We start from the raw sequence: 18,063 nt of genomic DNA on the forward strand, positions 1-18,063 counted from the left end.
ATGAAAAGATGGATGTTCTGCATAGGGTTTATGTTTCTGCTCCTGGGCACGGTATCGGCTCAGGAGAAAGAGACATTCGCTCTGATTGAAACAAATTTGGGCACGATGAAGGTGAAGTTATACAACGACACGCCTATCCACAGGGATAACTTTATACGTCTGGCGAAATCAGGCCATTATAACGGAACGTTGTTTTACCGGGTGATTAAGGATTTTATCATACAGGGAGGCTCCTCCGACAGCCGGGGAGCCCGTCCGGGACAGTTCATCGGTTTCGGCGAAGCGATAACGCTGGATGCGGAGATGAAACAACATCACTATCACAAGAAAGGAGCCCTGGCGGCTCCTCGGCAACCGGACCGGGTGAATTTTCTAAAAGAGTCGGATATTTCCCAGTTTTACATCGTACACGGCAAACAGTATACGGACGAGGAACTGGATATTATCGAAAAGTCTGTAAATATCCCGATTAAAAATGCCATTCAGCGGAAATATTACACGCCCGAAAAAAAAGTATTACTGGATTCTTTGCGGAAGCAGAAAAAGACGGCGGAATTCCGGGAGATCGCCGGAAAAATCAAGCAGGACATCGCTTTTGAATGGAATGCCAATACGGACAAGGTCTATATGCCGAAAGACAAAAGGGAGGCTTATACGACGCTGGGAGGCGTTCACCACCTGGACAAAGAATATACGGTTTTCGGAGAAGTGGTGGAAGGTCTGGAGGTTATCGACAAAATAGCAGCTTTGCAGACAGATAAAAACGACCGTCCGTTAAAAGACGTCACGATAAAAGTTAAAATACTGGATTGATATGGGAGACAAAAGGAGAACCTGGATTCTACTGGGGCGGAACATTATTTGGGCGGCTGTTATTTTCATACTGTGTACACTGCCGGGTGACAATATACCGGACCCTCATTTGAATATACCTCATTTGGATAAAGTCGTGCATTTCGGCATGTTTTTTATCATGGCGGTCCTGCTTTGCAATGAATTGGAATATCAAACCCGGTTCCGTCTGCGGAAAATCTATATGATAACGGTCGTTATCGCCTTTCTGTACGGCGGGGCGATAGAAATACTGCAGCAGCATTGTTTCAGCCGCAGCGGAGACGTGTGGGATTTAGTTGCGGATGTCTTCGGGGCTGTGACGGGATGCGGGGTGTATCCGCAGTTAAAACGGATTGTGGGTAGGATCAGAAGGGGAAAGAAAAAATAGCAGGCCTGTTTTTCAAATATATTTTTTCTACCTTTGTCCTCTGGTAACCAAAAGACGAGAAGATGTTAGACAAAATCAAACAGTTGATTGCAGAAATTTCCGGTTTTTCCGCCCAGACGCCGGAAGAAGTGGAACAATTTCGGATTAAGCATTTGAGTAAGAAAGGAATAATTGCACTTTTGTTTGAAGATTTTAAGAATGTTCCGGTCGAGCAGAAAAAAGATATAGGCAAAGCTTTGAACGACTTAAAGACAGCCGCCCAAACGAAAATAAACGACCTGAAAGAGCAGCTCTGCGATGCGGACAGCGGCGCATCCGGAACAGACCTGATGCTGCCGGGCGACCCGCTGAAACTGGGAAGCCGTCATCCGTTGTCCATCGTGAGGAATGAAATTCTGTCCATTTTCGACAAGCTGGGATTTACCATTTCGGAAGGTCCTGAAATAGAAGACGACTGGCACAATTTCTCTGCGTTGAATTTCCCAGAAGAACATCCTGCCCGGGATATGCAGGATACGTTCTTTATTGAAAAGCATCCGGATATCGTTTTGCATACCCATACTTCATCGGTACAGGTCAGAGACATGGAAACCCACCAACTGCCCATCCGCTTGGTTACTCCGGGACGGGTATTCCGGAACGAGGCCATTTCGGCGCGGGCCCACTGTATTTTCCACCAGATAGAGGCTTTGTATATCGATGAAAATGTATCGTTTGCCGATTTGAAGCAGACGTTGACTTATTTTGCTAAAGAGCTGTTCGGCCCCGATACGCAAATCCGTCTGCGTCCGTCCTATTTCCCTTTTACGGAACCTTCCGCCGAGATGGATGTCTCCTGTACTCTTTGCCACGGCAAAGGATGCAATGTGTGCAAAGGCACCGGCTGGCTTGAAATCCTCGGATGCGGGATGGTTGATCCCAATGTGTTGGAATTGAACGGTATTGATAAGGAGAAATACACGGGATTTGCTCTCGGTATGGGCATCGAACGTATTACCATGCTTAAATTCGGCATTAAGGATTTACGCCTTTTCTTTGAAAATGACCTGCGTTTCCTTGAGCAATTCGCAGCGGTAGTTTAATAAAAGACATCTATGTACAGAACAGAGAAAACAGGTACGAATCGCCGGTTTTCTCTGTTTATTTTTTATATTTGAAACGGATTCCGAATGTTCAAAAAGTAATCATGCAGGAAATTGAACGGAAATTCCTAGTCAAAGGAGAGGATTTTAAACGGTTGGCCACTGCTGTTGTGCCGATATTGCAGGGGTATTTATCATCCGTGCCGGAAAGAAGTGTGCGGGTGCGGGTGTGGGGAGAGAAGGCATTTCTGACCGTAAAGGGCAGGGCAAGCCGTGACGGGGTGTCTCGGTTTGAATGGGAGAAGGAAATTGCTCCGCACGAGGCAGAAGAACTGATAAAACTGTGTGAACCGGGTGCCGTTGAAAAACTGCGTTATCTTGTTCCGGTGGGGAAACATACTTATGAAGTGGATGAATTCCAAGGTGATAACGCGGGGTTGGTCGTAGCGGAAATAGAGCTCTCCGTTGAGGATGAAGATTTCGTAAAACCGGATTGGTTGGGGAAAGAGGTTACCGGAGATATCCGGTATTATAATTCATCCTTAACCAAAAATCCGTATAAAAATTGGTGTGGCGATGAATAGTGTCAAATTTATTTTACTGTGGGTATGTTTATTTTGTCTTTTCTCCTCGGGGAAAGGACTTCCTGTAATAAAAGCGGACAGCGTCATTTTAAAGCAATTCGGGGAATATGCCGCACAAAAAAGGTTGGGAGAACTTTCCATGGATAAGCGTATTGAGATGATTGGAAGGTTCTTTTTGGGGAAGCCCTATAAGTCGGGTACGTTGAATGAAGTTCAGGCAGAAATGCCGGTGATTAACCTGCGGGAATTGGATTGCGTGACTTTTGTCGAGAATGTATTGGCGCTGGCATTATTGGATAATTATAATGTGATTTCCGTACGGGAATTTGTGAATAATATTGTGAGATTGAGGTATCGGAACGGAAAGATTACGGATTATACCTCCCGGCTTCATTATTCTACGGACTGGCTGTACGAAATGGAACGCCTCCATTATCTAAATGATGTTACAGAATCTCTTGGGGGGAACTCTTATCTCCCGAATGTCGGATTTATGTCGAAGCATCCGTCGAAATACCCGCCTTTGGCTGCCGACAAACAGTTGGTAAAGAAGATGCGGGATATTGAAATGTCCATCAACAAACGGACATATTACTACATTCCAAAATCAGAAATAAAAGCCGTAGCGAATAAAATACATACAGGAGACATTCTTTTGATAACGACGAACATTCAGGGGCTGGATACATCTCACTTGGGGATTGCCGTAAAAAAGGGGAGAAAAATCTACCTGATGCACGCATCGAGTACAGGTAAGAAAGTTGTTATTTCGACAGTCCCTCTGGAGACTTATATGGCTGATATTTCTTCCCAGACAGGAATTATCGTAGCCCGCCCCAATCTTGTGTTAAGCGAGGATTGGTTGGAAATGCCGTAAAACGGGGAAGGAAACTTTATCTGTATTTCTCTCCGTTTTCTTCCATCATGCTCAGATAACTCCAATACCTGCTTTCGCTGATATCGCCTTTTTGTACGGCTTCTATTACGGCACAGCCGGGTTCGTGGGTATGGGTACAGTTGTAGAACCGACAATTGTCCGAAACATTGAAGAGTTCCGGAAAAAAATGCGAAATTTCCTCCTTGGCAATATCGATGATGCCGAAACTTCTCAAGCCGGGCGTGTCGATAATATAACTATTCTCCCCCAACGAGAATATCTCTGCGAAAGTCGTGGTATGTTTGCCCGTGTCGTGACTGTCCGATATGGCACCGACTTTCAGCTGGAGAGAAGGCTCTATCCTGTTGATAAGCGTGGATTTCCCGACACCCGACATGCCCGATAAAACGGTTGTCTTGTTCGCCAACAGCGCCTTAAAAGGAACCAGACTTTCGGGTTCCTCGGCAGACAAAGCATGGCACGGATAACCGACCGAAGTGTAAATGGCTATCAATTCCTGCATCCGAGCCAAATCAGACTCATTGTATAAATCCGTTTTATTGAAAACAATAACGGCAGGGATATTATAGGCCTCGACCGTCATCAGAAAGCGGTCGATGAAAACAGTCGGCGTCTGCGGATGGTTGATGGTAGCGACAAGCAAAGCCTGGTCAACATTCGTAGCGATAATATGTGCCTCTTTCGAAAGATTCGTGGACCTGCGTATGATATAATTCCGTCGCTCATGAATACGGGTAATGACATACTCTTCCCGGTCATATTCCATATCTACCCTGTCTCCGACGGCAACGGGATTCGTTGTACGACTGCCTTTCAGACGCAACTTGCCGCGCATCCGGCATTCCACCTGCTCCCCGTTCTCTTTTCGGACAATATACCAGCTTCCTGTCGATTTAGTGACAACCCCCGTTTCCATAGCATTCTTTTTCTTTTACAAACATACTACTTTTATCTTCTTTTCCGAATATATTTTATCAGCTTTTCTAACATAGGATCGCCGCCTTGCATGTACTCCGCTGCGATATAAGGGATTTCAATATCCGGGTATATCTGCCCGTCCGGACTTTTTGTGTATTCTTCGGTTTCTACCGTTGATAGTATTCGGATATTGGATTTGCTTTTCCAGCCGAATCGAAGAACTTCTCCGTATTTCAGGGCATTATGGGACAATGCTTCTCCGCAAAGTGTTGCAAATCCATTTGTTTGTAAAACATTAACGAATGAGGATGCCATGGACTGGGTATTGTGGCTCATTAAAACATAGTAATTCATCTGTCCCAGATATTTTTTGGGTTTTAACGGGATTCGCGGATGAGCTTCTTTGGCCGGCAGGTCTGCCAATATACCGATACTATCTTCTGGGAATCCGTAATCGAGGGTGTATTCTGAAACCCGCACGCGCTCCCTTTTGGCATAATATAAAGAATCTGCCGACGTGAAAAGTGAAATTAAATGGTCGAAATTGTGGCCTGACCCGCCGGTATTTTTTCGTACGTCGATAATAACATCTTTATAACCTGCTTTTTGAACTGTTTTTACAAACTTTGCTAATTGATTTATAACAAGTGAATTATTGGGATAGAAAGCATCCATCTCAATATAGCCGATTTGATGTTCATGCAATAATTCTTTTTTCCATTTACTGGCGGATAACCTGAAAAGAGCGTCATTATAGCCGATTCCATTTGTAGAAAGTTGTAATCTTTTGCCATTTCGCTCCACCTCTACAATGTAGTGGGGAGAATAAGCGAAATAGTTGAATTGTTGAAGGATAGCGCATGGTATATACCGAAGGCAATTTATATTCAGAAAATTTTCGATAGGCTCATTGTTAATCGCCACAATCCGGTCTCCGACATGAAAAATGGTGTCACAAGTTCTATCGACGATGGCAGTGTCGTTAATTATCAACAAATTAACTGGTACGACATGAATGTCATTCTGTTTGAATTTCTTATCCGTAAAATCAACCAAAGGCCATACCCAATAATGCGGGTCTTCATAATTCAATCGTTCAATAAGAGGCAGCCAAAGGAAAAAGTGTTCAGAAACAGTAATGGAGTCCCCTTCATATTTTTGTTTACGCTCATGTATCAATTTTCTAAAAGAATCCCGCTCTTGTCGAGTAAGGCTTTCAAAAAGATGAGGATGAATATTGTCTTTATCCTGAATATAGACGGAATCCTTATTAATAAAAACTTTGGGATAGATGATAAACTGACTGTAGTCTTTACCGGACTGTTTTTTATTTACAGGTTTCTGAGCTGAAGCATGAGTTAAAAGCGATAGGAATACGAAGAGTAGAGTAAATCTCATAAATTGTAATTGTACATGATTAATATTGATAAAGATATAAATAAAACTTAAAAAGGGTTCCCTTTTCAATTCTTTAATTTTTCTGCCGGATTGCATTTTGTGATTACATATTTCCTATTATATTTGTTGTACCGTTTGGGGTACACAAAATTCAAATAACATCGAGAGAATTCAGGGAAAAGCAGGCGTCCATGTTTGCTCTTGCCGATAAAGGGGAACAGGTGGTTATCAGACGCAGAGGAAAAGTTTCTTATATGCTTACGCCTGTTTATGAAAACGATTTTATCCTTTCTCCGGAGCTTGAAAACAGACTTGAAGAAGGGCGCAGACAGTACAGGGCGAGGAATGTTACGCCCTGTACCACCAAGGAAGAACTCAATAAATTCTTAGAGTCGTTATGAGTTTAATTTGAACGGAAAAATGAAATTGGTATTTGCGACGAACAACAAGCACAAGCTGGAAGAGATTTCCCGGATGTTGGGCGACAGATTTGAAATCGTTTCCCTGGAGGAAATCGGATGCCATGACGATATTCCCGAAGATTACGAAACCTTGCAGGAAAATGCGCTGGAGAAAGCCCGGTATGTGAAAGAGCATTACGGCTACGACTGTTTTGCCGATGATACTGGTTTGGAAATAGCGGCGCTCGGAAACCGTCCCGGAGTATATTCCGCCCGTTATGCGGGTCCGGAAAAGGACACCCAGGCGAATATGCGGAAAGTATTGCAGGAAATGGAGGGACAGACTGATCGCAGGGCGCGTTTCCGTACTGTCATTGCTCTCCTGCTGGAAGGGCGGGAATATTGTTTCGAAGGAGAAGTCCGCGGAGAAATACTGACAGCCCGGCAGGGAGAGACGGGTTTCGGTTATGACCCTATTTTCCGACCGGAGGGATATGCCGAAAGTTTCGCCGAGATGCCGATGGACGAAAAAAATAAAATCAGCCACCGCGGGAGAGCCGTAAGCAAATTAGTCGATTTTCTGGCGGATAAATGGAAACGGTAACAGGCGTCATATTAAAAACCCAGGATTACACGGACAGTCAGAAAATTGTCTGCGTCTTTTCCAAAGAAAGAGGCTACCTCACGCTGATTTCCCCTTCGTTTGTCTTTAAGCGGAACAACAACAGCCGGACGGCGGTCTGCATGCAGATCGCGGAAATAGAACTGTACGAAAATCTCCGTGGCGGCTTCCACAAGCTCAGGACGCTCTCCCCGTTGGTAAATAATGCTGCCGTCTGCCTGAATGTCTACAAAATGAACATCGCTCTTTTATGGAGCGAAATACTGAATCTTCTTTTAAGAAAAGAACCGAAAAACGATGCGCTTTTCGATTTCATCCGCTATTCGGTGGAGTACCTCAACACCACGGATGGGGATATCGCCAACTTTAACCTGTTTTTCCTGTATCGCTTGGCGGCTTTGATGGGCTTCCGCATCAATACCGAGACATACGCCGAAGGGGCGCTGTTCAATATTAATGACGGCAATTTTGTCGCACCCGGTACCGGTGCCGCCTCCATTTCCGGTCCCAATGCCGCAAAGGCCATATACAGGCTGTGCACCTGCCAGGTGGAGGAATTGAAAGCAATTCCGCTCGACCGCCAGAGCCGGAGTATGCTTTTGGACATCGTTCTGCTCTTTTTCGGTATTCATCTTAACCTGGATTTTAATGTGAAAAGTATTAAAGTCCTTCGTGAGATATTCAATTGAAAAATCTTTATTGTCAATAATTCACTTATTATTTTGCATTCTTCTTTTCCTCCGGATGGACATGGGGTATTTTGACATCTTTCATCCGTCAGAAAATGGTCCGTTCGTTGTCGAAACGGGAAATACGGCATGAATTTTGCTTTTTTATTGAAACATATTACCTTTATGGCTTTCAAAGTGTTGCGATGCGATGAGAATACAAATCAAGAACCTGAGCAAGATTTATCAGGACGGACATAAGGCGCTGGACGGGTTGAGTCTGGACATAGAGCCGGGCATGTTCGGTCTGCTGGGGCCGAACGGGGCTGGAAAGACTACGTTGATGAGGATAATGACCTTGTTGCAGGGAGCTACTTCCGGGACGATTTATTTCGACGATTACGATATAACCAAAGACCGCAAGGCGATTCGTTCAATCTTGGGCTACTTACCCCAAGATTTTCGTTTTTTTGAGAAATTGAAAGTGTGGGAGTTTTTGGATTACGGGGCGGCTTTGGCGGGTCTGAAGGGAACCCGTCACCGGGGGGAAGCGGTGGACGAGATGCTGCGCAAGGTAGGTCTGTTCGAAGTGCGTGACCGTTGGGCGAACAAACTGTCGGGAGGTATGAAACGCCGTCTGGGAATCGCACAGGCGATTATCGGGAATCCCAAAGTGATTATCGTGGATGAACCGACCACCGGACTGGACCCCGAGGAGCGCATCCGCTTCCGCAATATCCTGTCGGATGTCAGCGAACGGGATGTGATTATCATTCTTTCCACCCACATTGTCGGAGATATTTCCAGTACGTGCAAGAAGCTGGCGCTGCTGAACCGGGGCAAACTGAAATTCGAAGGCTCGCCTGACGATATGATCGATCTGGCAAGAGGAAAAGTGTGGGAAGTGTTTGTGACGGATGCCGAATTTAAGGAGGTGAAAGAGAAATATCCGATTATTTCGACCATTCCCTCCAACGGAGGATGGGATATTCAGATTGTGGCGGAAAATTTGCCGGGGCTTTCGGCGAAAACGATTACTCCCAATATCGAGCATGCGTATGTCTATTTTATGGATTATCTGTTGCAGGACAAGATGGATATGTATGCGGATAAGTCGGTTACGGGCGATTTATTCAAATAGAACTTTAATGATTGAAGTATGAATATACACAACATAAATACGATTGCCCGCTATGAAGTGAAGCTGTTGAAAAGGAGCTGGCTTTTCAGAATATTTGCGATTCTGGTACTGCTGATTCTGACCCTGATGCAGTTGAGCAATCTGTCATTCGTATTCTGGAAATATTCGGAGACGTGGAACTATACGGGGGTATCTTCGCTGGTGCCGTTTTTTACCGTTTATCTTTACAGCGTCGCCCAGTCGGTCATCGTGATTTTTCTGGCGGGCAACTTTCTGAAACGGGACAAGAAACTGGATACCGCGGAGGTGATTTATGTGCGGCCCATGAGCAATGCGGATTACATTATCGGGAAGGTGTGGGGGATTGTCCGCACGTTTCTGGGGTTGAATCTGATTCCGTTCGCGGTGGCGATGTTCATCACGCTGGTGCTCAACCGCTCGCCGTTCAGTCTGTATCCTTATCTGCTGTATCTGTTCACGATTTCCCTGCCTTCCCTTCTGTTTGTGCTGGGGCTGTCTTTTACGGCCATGTGTTTGCTGAAAAACCAGGCGGTGACGTTTATCGTGATGTTGGGAATCATCGGGACGATATTTATTTATTTGCCGGAGAAATGGTACGGGATTTTCGATTTCTTCGGCGTGAACATGCCTTCGATATTGTCGGATGTGACCGGCCATGCGGATATGGGGCTTTTTTTGTGGCAGCGTCTGATTTATCTGTTGCTGGGAATAGGTTTCGTCTGTCTGACGATTACGTTGGTCAAACGGTTGCCCCACCGGCCGTGGAAAACGAAGCTGCTTGCCGCGGGTGCCGTGGTGATTATCGGCGCGGCGGTCGGGATAGGATGGCTGTATTTGCTTCGTTTTGAGAAACTTGCCGGACAGCGTGCGGTGATTGCCGAAAGTTTTAACGCGTATGCGGAGTATCCGAAAGTGAATGTACTTTCGCATGCGATTCGGATTGAGCAGAACGGAAATCACATGACCGGACGCAGCGAGCTGCGTGTGCGCAACAATCAGCCGGCAGGAATAGAGCGGCTGGTTTTTTATCTGAATCCGGCGCTGCAGGTTTCGGAAGTGAAGGTCGAGGGTGAGAATGCGGTGTATAGGCGGGAGAACCAGGTGCTGGTTATCGAGAAGGCGCTGGAGCCTGCTGCGGAATTGTCATTGACTGTCGGCTATGAAGGAGGGATCGACGAAAACAGTTGCTATACGGATATCGAGGATAAAGATTTTTTCGCCAATCCGCTGGCGAATACATTTAAATTCCGTTACGGGAAGCGCTATGCGTACCTCGGCGACGACTACACCTTGCTGACACCGGAATGTATGTGGTATCCGGTGGCGGAAGCGCCTGTCTATCCGGCGGCGCCCTATAAAATCAAGCGGGATTTTACGCTTTATTCGCTCACCGTTTCCGCAAAGCCTGGAAAGACGGTCATTTCCCAGGGCAAAGCCGAAGAGCGTGACGGGGAAGTTGGTTTTACGAATGAGATTCCTCTTCCGGGAATCAGTCTGACTATCGGGGATTATGAGAAAAAATCGCTTCGGGTGGATTCGACGGATTATGAGATTTATAACTTCCGGGGACACGATTTCTATTCGAAGTATTTTACCGAATTGCAGGATACGCTGCCGAACGTCGTCCGGGAGATAAGAAATACCATCGAGGTGGCGAAAAACAGGGCTTATCCTTTCCCGAAGTTTTGTATTGTGGAGACTCCGTTGCATTTTACCGGATATATCCGCAACTGGAAAGGCTACACCGAGCAGGTGATGCCTGAGATTGTCTTTATCTCGGAGCGGGGGCTGCTGACATCGAGCGATTTCCGTTCCCAGCATTTGCGGATGAAAGACTGGAAGCGGCGGGACGAGGTGGTGGAAGAACAGGATATTCAGATCCGTATGCTGCGGGATTTTATCCAGAACGCGTTTCTTAAGGAGTCATCGTCCGACGGAGACATGCGGTGGAGCGAGTCGCCGGAAATGAACAAGTTGAATATGGCGGCAATGTTTTTCGCGTTTACGGGTTTTATTCATTCGCTGGATTATCCCGTGATAGACGTGGCGATAAACACGCTTCAGAATATGACGGCGGAGCGTACCCGGATGTGGTGGTTCGGAGGAGGGAGAAGCGCCATTAACGACAAGCAGAAAGCGAATATATACCTGCAGACCAAGAGTTTTGAGGAGGCGACAGGGGACCGGACGATGAAACCGGAGATTTTTTACGAACTGCTGAAATTGAAAAGCAGTTTTCTGAAATACCATATTGTTTCCCAGGTATCGGTGAAAGAACTGGATGCTTTCCTGAAAGAGCTCCGGGACAGTCATAATTTCGAGATCGTGTCGTTCGATGTTTTCGCGGAGAGTTTTACGAAGCGTTTCGGAATTGATCTCCGGGCGTTTGTCGAGGATTGGTACAAGGTGGACCACTCTCCGGTGATTCAGTTGATGGAGGTGGATGCGAACAAAGTGGTACTGGAGGATTATACGAAATATCAGATCCGTTTCAAGGCTTACAACAGTTCGGACCTGGATGGCATTGTTTCCGTGAAAGTGGAAGAGGGAGGCAACAGGTGGGGAGGTTTCCGGCAGGGAGGAACGACCACACAGGAGGACAATACGCAGTATTATGTGCTGCCGCCCCGCAGTGCACGGGAGATAAAAATCATCAACGACGACCGTCCGGCGCGGCTGATAATCAATACGAATATTTCCCACAACCTGCCGAATGAGTTTACCTATAATTTCTCGAAAGTCGATAACGAGATTTCGGACACGACGCGGGGAAGTTTCCCGATAGATACGATGCTTTTTGCAAAAACCCCGGATGAAATTATCGTGGATAACGAGGATGCGGGTTTCCGGATTATCGAACCGGAAAGGAAGCGTAAACTGAAAGATTATTTCCGGAAGGAAGACGAAGAGAAGTACAAGAATTTTTTCCCGTGGAGATTTCCGTCGCAATGGACGGCGGTAATCAACAATACGTGTTACGGTCTGCCTGTCCATTCGGCTCTCCACAAGAAGAAAGGGGCCGGTGTGCACCGGGTGGAATGGACGGCGGAGTTGCCGGAGAACAGCCTGTATGAGATATTTGTCTGGAATCCCAAGTTTGAATCGTGGTGGTTCAGAAGGGAAAGGTACCGCAGCGAGCAGAATCATACCTATACTATCAAATACGATGATGAGGAGGAGACGGTGACGGTCGATCTGAGCCAGGGCGAGAACGGCTGGTTGTCGCTGGGAACTTTTTATCTGCCCAAAGGGAAAGTTTCCGTTATCCTGTCGGACAAGACGGGAGGACAGTTCGTGGTGGCGGATGCTGTTCGCTTTAGCCGGATAAAGTAAAGAATGAGAACGGATTAGAAATGATAAAAAATAAGAGTACGATGCGAAAAATTACCTTGTTGGCGGCCCTTTTGTTTTTGTGGGGGGTGCCGGACGGTTTTACACAGGAGATACTGACATTGGACAAGGCTCTGAAGATTGCTTTTGAAAACAGTCCCTCCTTGATTCAGAGTAAATTGAGTCTGCAACAGAATGAGTTGAACCTGAAAGCGCAAAAAGCTTCGTTGAAGTCGCAGTTTGCTTTGGAGGTGAATCCGTTCCGGTTTTCGCGGACGAGCCAGTATGACAGTTACAACAGCAAGTGGTACGACAGCAAGTCGATGGGTGCCGATGCATCTTTGGCCATTCGCCAGCCGATCAAGTGGACGGACGGAACGGTTTCGCTGGTGAACGATTTCTCCTGGCAGGATGCCAGTAACCGGACGTCGGGAGGGAAAAGTACGGCGTTTACGCACAATCTTTCGCTGATGATCGACCAGCCGATTTTTACATACAACCGGACCAAGATGCAGCTGAAGGAGCTGGAACTGGCACTGGAAAATGCGCAACTGAGCTATGCGATGCAGCAGCTGACCATTGAAAGGAATGTGACGACCAATTTTTATTCCGTGTACCAGCGCCAGAAGGATTTGAGCATTGCCCGCGACGAGTATGAAAATCAGCGGCAGAATTACGAGATTATCAGGAACAAAGTGGATGCGGGACTGGTGGCAAAGGAGGAGCTTTATCAGGCGGAAGTGAATTTGGCGACGAGTCAGTCTTCGGTATATACGGCGGAAATCAACTATGAGAATGCGAAGGACGATTTTCGTTTGCTGCTGGGTATTTCGCTCGATGAAGAGATTGCGGTGCTGCCGAATACGGAGGTGCAGCCCATTTCCGTGAATACGGCCGAAGCGGTGCGGCACGGCTTGGAGCAGCGCATGGAGTTGCGGCAGAAGCAGATTACGCTGGAGCGGGATGCGTTTGCCATTGTCCGGGCAAAATCGGAGAGTGAGTTCAGGGGAAGCATCACGGCGCGCGTGGGATTGAATGCCTTGGGGGACAAAGTGGCGAATATGTATGATAATCCGACGGACAACGAGGAGTTCGGTATTTCCTTGAATATTCCTATTTTCGACTGGGGAGCCAAGAAGGCGAGAGTGCAGTCCAGCAAGTTGGCGATGGAGTCGGACGAGGTGGATCTGGACGAGCAGAAAAAAGAGATTACGATCAATATCCGTCAGGTATGCCGGAATCTGCCCACGCTGATAAATCAGATCAATATCCGGAAGAAGAGCATCGAGAATGCGGAACGGACCTATGATATCAATCTGGAGAAGTACCGGAACGGGGACTTGACGGGTATGGAGCTGCAGCAGTACCAGACGCAGCTGACGACGGCGAAGCAGGAATATACGAATGCGATTATCAGTTACAAGCTGGAGCTGCTGAATCTGAAAATCCAGACGCTGTGGGATTTCGAGACGTCGCAGTCTTATTTGCCGGTGGAGGTTTCCGGCGGGAAAGGGAGAAAGTAATCAGGAATTGTAAATTTTATAAATCGATATATCATGAACAGTTATTTAAAGGTCATCGGATTGTTTTTCGGAGGAGTGCTTTTGTGTGCCTGCGGAAGAAATCAGGATAATTCTTCTTCTGAAACGACGACTCCGGTATGGATTGAGGAGGTGAAACCCCGCACGATTGAAGAGTATGTAACCGCGACGGGAACGGCAAAGGCTACCCAGACGACGGAAATGAAGTCGGAAATGGATGGAAAGTATGTGCTGCAACGCAATCCGAAAACGGGGAAGCCGTATCAGCTGGGGGATGCGGTGGAGAAAGGTACGGTTATTATCCGCTTGGAAAACAAGCAGTATGAGAACGACGTACAGCTGGAAAGCAAGAAGTTGCAGGTAGAGATTGCGGAGAAGGAGTGGGAAGGCCAGAAAACGCTGTTGGAAAAGGGTGGGGCTACCCAAAAGGATGTGAATACGGCCGAGACGTCCTATATCAATGCCAAGCTGGCACTGGAGAATGCCTATATCACGCTGGGCAAGATGGAAATCAAGGCTCCTTTCGCCGGGGTGATTGTAAGTCTGCCTTATTATACACCGAATGTGGAGGTGGCTTCCGGGCAGACGATGGCGGGGATTATGGATTACAGCAAGATGTATGTGGAAACGCAGTTCCCGGAAAATTCGATGCCGAAACTGAAAGTCGGCCAGCGGGTGCATATCACGAACTACAACATCAAGTCGGATACGCTGAAAGGAGAATTGACGCAGCTGTCTCCGGTGATCAACGAGGATACCCGTACCTTTCTGGGCTATATTCTGATCGATAATCCGAAGTTAAAACTGCGTCCGGGTATGTTTGCGAAAGCGGATGTGGTGACGGTGAGGAAAGATTCCGTGCTTTCCGTTCCGAAAGATATTATCACGAGACGGAGAGGGAATCAGATTGTCTTTACGGTAGACCGTTCGGCAGCCGTGGAGAAAACTATCAAGACGGGAATCAATGATGACAAATATATTGAAGTGAAGAGCGGTTTGGAGAAAGGAGACCGTGTGGTGGTGAAAGGTTACGAGTGGCTGAGGGACAGAAGCAGGGTAAAGGTGATGAAATGATGATTTTAGTATCGGTGGCATGAATCAGATAACAAAATTTGCGGTAAAGTTTCCGGTGACCGTATTGATGCTCACTCTTGCAATCTGTTTGCTCGGAGTGATCTCGTACAATAAGCTGGGGACGGATTTGTTCCCGGATTTGAAGAATCCGGCTCTGTATGTGGAATTGAAGGCCGGAGAGCGTCCGCCGGAGGAGATGGAGAAACAGTTCGTCAAGAATATCGAAGCACTGGCGGCGCGTCAGGATGGCGTGAAGAATGTGTCGAGCAGTTGTCGGGCGGGAGCTGCGACGATTACGGTGGAGTACGATTGGGACCAGGATATGGATGCGGCTTTTCTGGATTTGCAGCGGAATCTGTCGCAGATAGCCCAGAACAGTGAGGTGACGTCGCTGAATGTATCCCGCTACGATGCGAATGCGACACCGGTGATGGTGATAGCTTTGAGGCACAGTGAAATTCAGGATATGAACGAACTCCGTAAGATCGCAGAGAATTATATGCGGAGCGAATTGGTGCGTTTGGACGGGGTAGCGGATATTCAGTTGAACGGGCAGGAAGATGCTTACATTGAGGTGCAAACGGATCCTTATCTGCTGGAAGCCTTTAATCTGACAGTGGCGGATGTCGCATCGAAAATCGAGAGTGTGAACCGGAATGTTTCGGGGGGAACGATCGTCAATGAAGACATTCAGTATACCGTAAAAGGGGTGAGTCTGATAAAAAATATCGAGGATATCGAAAATATTATCGTTGCTTTCAAGGAAGCGACGGGCACTTCCAATGAAACGGAGACGGCCTCTTCTGTAAATGGGGCTTCCAATGTAAAAGCACCTGTGTATCTGAGAGATATTGGGCGTGTGCAACAGCTGAACAAAGAGCCGGACAACATTGCCCGGTTTAACGGCGACCGTTGTCTGGGATTGAGTATCTATAAGGAGAATAAATACAATACCGTGAAGGCGGTGGACAACATCCGGAAGAAACTGGAGGAGCTGCAGAAGAGTATGCCGGGGTATTACTTCGATGTCATCAGCGACCAGGGGGAATTTATCGGTGCTTCCATAGGCGAGGTAAAGGATTCGGCAGTGATGGGCATTCTTTTGGCGGTGATTATTCTGTATATATTCCTGCGGCGCATCAATACGACGCTGATTGTAAGTGTTTCGATACCGATTTCAATTATAGCGACGTTTAATTTAATGTATTTTAACGGGCTGACCCTGAACATTATGACGTTGGGCGGTCTGGCATTGGGAGCGGGGATGCTGGTGGACAATGCGATCGTGGTGATGGAGAATATTTTCCGGAATCTGGAAAACGGGCTTTCGGCGAAGGAGGCAGCCATACGCGGAGCCTCGGAAGTGTCGGGTGCGATTACCTCTTCCACATTGACGACAATAGTGGTCTTCTTACCGATTGTGTATGTACAAGGTGCAGCAGGAGAGTTGTTTAAGGAACAGGCATGGACAGTGACATTTTCGCTGTTGTCTTCCCTTTTTGTGGCGATTCTTTTTATCCCGATGCTCTCGTCCAAGTTTGTGCAGCAGAGCAAGACGGAAAAGAAATCCGTACAGATAAAGGGGTATGGCCGGTTTGTGGGACGTTTGCTGCGTCACCGCTATGCGGTTGTGTTGGTAGCCTTTTTACTGGTGGTTTTTTCTTATCTGATGGTTCCGTTTATCGGTATGGAGTTTATGCCGAAGGCGGAGTCGCGGGAGTTTAGCGTGAATATTGCGCTGGAGGCGGGGACGAAACTGAAGACGACGGATTACGCCGCCGCTTCGATAGAAAATATGATTCGGGATATCGGCGGGGAGAATATAGAGTGGATGTATACACTGGTGGGACCTTCCAATACGGATACGCAGCAGGACGGGAAAGCCGGGGAGGACAACCAGGCGGTGGTGCAGGTGAAGTTGAAGAAAGGGGCGAAGATGGATGCGGACTATCTGATTGCCGCTTTGAATGCGAATGCTGACATGCCGAAGGAAGTGGAGATTACTTACGAGAAGGAGCAGTCCGCCCTGCAAAGCGCTCTGGGAACGGAGGGCGCTCCTTTGGTCGTGGAGATTAAAGGAGAGGAAATCGAAGTGCTCGAGGAGCTTTGCGAGGAGGTGAAGGAGAAAATGGCGGGTATAGCGGGAGTTTATGATATCAGTACGTCTATGGAGAAGGGCGCGCCGGAGGTGGATATTTCCATTGACCGCCTGCGGAGCGGCATATACGGTGTGGATATTTCTACCGTGGCGCAGCAGGTGAGCGAGAAACTCAACGGGAAGGTGGCAGGCAGCTATGAAACGCAGGGGGAACCGATAGACATTGAGATCAAAGTGCCGGAGGTGTCTTTGAGCGATTTGCAGGATGTGGAGATTGTGCAGGGGGACAAGAAGTATCGTTTGGGCGAGGTGGCGGAGGTGAAAGTGACTTCCGCACCGCGAGAGATCAGCCGGAATAATCAGAACCGGGTGGGACAGGTGACGGCGATGTTGCAGAAGGGATATTCTTTGGGCGAGGTGACTCCGGCTGTGAATGCGGTGCTGGAGGGCGTGGAGTTCCCGGCGAAGTATTCCGCCAAGATTACGGGAGAGGAGGAAAAACGGGCGGAATCTTTCGGCGGTCTGAGTTTCGCATTGATACTTTCCGTGATACTGGTCTACATGGTCATGGCTTCCCAGTTTGAATCGCTGCGCCATCCGTTTACCATTCTGCTGACGATACCGCTGGCGGGAGTGGGGAGCATCCTGGCGTTTCTGCTTCTCGGAGAGACGCTGAACATGATGGCGTTTATCGGATTGATCATGCTGGCGGGTATAGCCGTGAACAGTTCGATCATACTGGTGGATCGCATCAATCAGCTGAAAGCGCAGGGTGTGGAGTTGCACGAAGCGATAATGGGGGCGGCGCAGCAGCGTATCCGTCCGATTATCATGACGAGCCTGACGACGATACTGGCCCTGCTGCCGATGTGTTTCGGTTTCGGGGAGGGCGCTTCTTTGCGCTCGCCGATGGCCCTGGCCGTCATTGGCGGTCTGCTCACTTCGACGATATTGACATTGGTAGTAATACCTTGTGTGTATTGTATTTTTGACAAGAGGTTGAAAAGTTGAAAGGGTTGAAAAAGTTGAAAGAGTTTAAAAAGTTGAAAAAGTTGAAAAGGTTTA

At 47.5% G+C, this 18,063-nt stretch carries 15 protein-coding genes; 13 read left to right on the plus strand and 2 right to left on the minus strand.

Going from position 1 to position 18,063, the window contains the following annotated elements; genetic code table 11:
- From NFR61_RS01565 to NFR61_RS01585, 5 genes are all read left to right on the plus strand, one after another.
- On the plus strand, positions 1–813 hold the full coding sequence (locus NFR61_RS01565; RefSeq protein WP_251619993.1) for a peptidylprolyl isomerase: 813 nt from the start codon (positions 1–3) through the stop codon (positions 811–813).
- 1 nt (position 814) lies between these two features.
- Positions 815–1,222 carry a VanZ family protein gene (locus NFR61_RS01570; RefSeq protein ID WP_251619994.1) on the plus strand — a complete coding sequence of 136 codons (408 nt, stop codon included), beginning with the start codon at positions 815–817 and terminating at the stop codon, positions 1,220–1,222.
- A 62-nt stretch (positions 1,223–1,284) separates the two neighbouring features.
- On the plus strand, positions 1,285–2,304 hold the full coding sequence (pheS, locus tag NFR61_RS01575) for a phenylalanine--tRNA ligase subunit alpha (protein WP_251619995.1): 1,020 nt from the start codon (positions 1,285–1,287) through the stop codon (positions 2,302–2,304).
- Between the two features lie 104 nt (positions 2,305–2,408).
- The gene (locus NFR61_RS01580) at positions 2,409–2,888 is read left to right on the plus strand and encodes a CYTH domain-containing protein (protein WP_420910089.1); all 480 of its coding nucleotides are present in this window, start codon (positions 2,409–2,411) and stop codon (positions 2,886–2,888) included.
- On the plus strand, positions 2,881–3,765 hold the full coding sequence (locus tag NFR61_RS01585) for an N-acetylmuramoyl-L-alanine amidase-like domain-containing protein (RefSeq protein WP_251619996.1): 885 nt from the start codon (positions 2,881–2,883) through the stop codon (positions 3,763–3,765). Before NFR61_RS01580 ends, NFR61_RS01585 begins: the two co-directional genes overlap by 8 nt.
- 16 nt (positions 3,766–3,781) lie before the next feature.
- On the opposite strand, the gene rsgA is transcribed toward NFR61_RS01585, so the two are convergent.
- Both rsgA and NFR61_RS01595 read right to left on the minus strand, forming a co-directional pair.
- Positions 3,782–4,702, minus strand: a complete 921-nt coding sequence (gene rsgA / locus NFR61_RS01590) for a ribosome small subunit-dependent GTPase A (protein WP_251619997.1) — start codon at positions 4,700–4,702, stop codon at positions 3,782–3,784.
- Between the two features lie 32 nt (positions 4,703–4,734).
- Positions 4,735–6,102 carry a S41 family peptidase gene (locus tag NFR61_RS01595; RefSeq protein ID WP_251619998.1) on the minus strand — a complete coding sequence of 456 codons (1,368 nt, stop codon included), beginning with the start codon at positions 6,100–6,102 and terminating at the stop codon, positions 4,735–4,737.
- Positions 6,103–6,293: 191 nt separating this feature from the next.
- Between NFR61_RS01595 and NFR61_RS01600 the strand changes: the two genes are divergently transcribed.
- The 8 genes from NFR61_RS01600 to NFR61_RS01635 all read left to right on the plus strand — a co-directional run bounded on the left by NFR61_RS01600 (position 6,294) and on the right by NFR61_RS01635 (position 18,009).
- Positions 6,294–6,503, plus strand: coding sequence for a hypothetical protein (locus NFR61_RS01600; protein WP_251619999.1), 210 nt, complete (start codon positions 6,294–6,296; stop codon positions 6,501–6,503).
- A 19-nt stretch (positions 6,504–6,522) separates the two neighbouring features.
- A complete protein-coding gene (locus NFR61_RS01605; RefSeq protein ID WP_251620000.1) occupies positions 6,523–7,107 on the plus strand; it encodes a non-canonical purine NTP diphosphatase in 585 nt (194 codons plus the stop codon).
- Entirely contained in the window at positions 7,095–7,814 is a 720-nt protein-coding gene (recO, locus tag NFR61_RS01610) for a DNA repair protein RecO (protein ID WP_251620001.1), read from the plus strand. The genes NFR61_RS01605 and recO overlap by 13 nt, the downstream gene beginning before the upstream one ends.
- Before the next feature lie 190 nt (positions 7,815–8,004).
- The gene (locus NFR61_RS01615) at positions 8,005–8,934 is read left to right on the plus strand and encodes an ABC transporter ATP-binding protein (RefSeq protein WP_251620002.1); all 930 of its coding nucleotides are present in this window, start codon (positions 8,005–8,007) and stop codon (positions 8,932–8,934) included.
- Positions 8,935–8,952: 18 nt separating this feature from the next.
- Positions 8,953–12,288 (plus strand): golvesin C-terminal-like domain-containing protein, encoded by a 3,336-nt coding sequence (locus NFR61_RS01620; protein WP_251620003.1) that lies wholly within the window; start codon positions 8,953–8,955, stop codon positions 12,286–12,288.
- 41 nt (positions 12,289–12,329) lie between these two features.
- Positions 12,330–13,808: a TolC family protein gene (locus tag NFR61_RS01625; RefSeq protein WP_251620004.1), complete on the plus strand. Its 1,479-nt coding sequence runs from the start codon at positions 12,330–12,332 to the stop codon at positions 13,806–13,808.
- Between the two features lie 33 nt (positions 13,809–13,841).
- Positions 13,842–14,900 carry an efflux RND transporter periplasmic adaptor subunit gene (locus NFR61_RS01630; protein ID WP_251620005.1) on the plus strand — a complete coding sequence of 353 codons (1,059 nt, stop codon included), beginning with the start codon at positions 13,842–13,844 and terminating at the stop codon, positions 14,898–14,900.
- Between the two features lie 19 nt (positions 14,901–14,919).
- On the plus strand, positions 14,920–18,009 hold the full coding sequence (locus tag NFR61_RS01635; protein WP_251620006.1) for an efflux RND transporter permease subunit: 3,090 nt from the start codon (positions 14,920–14,922) through the stop codon (positions 18,007–18,009).
- Positions 18,010–18,063: the final 54 nt, after the last annotated feature.

The organism is Odoribacter lunatus, from assembly GCF_943193135.1.
Lineage (GTDB): Bacteria > Bacteroidota > Bacteroidia > Bacteroidales > Marinifilaceae > Culturomica > Culturomica lunata.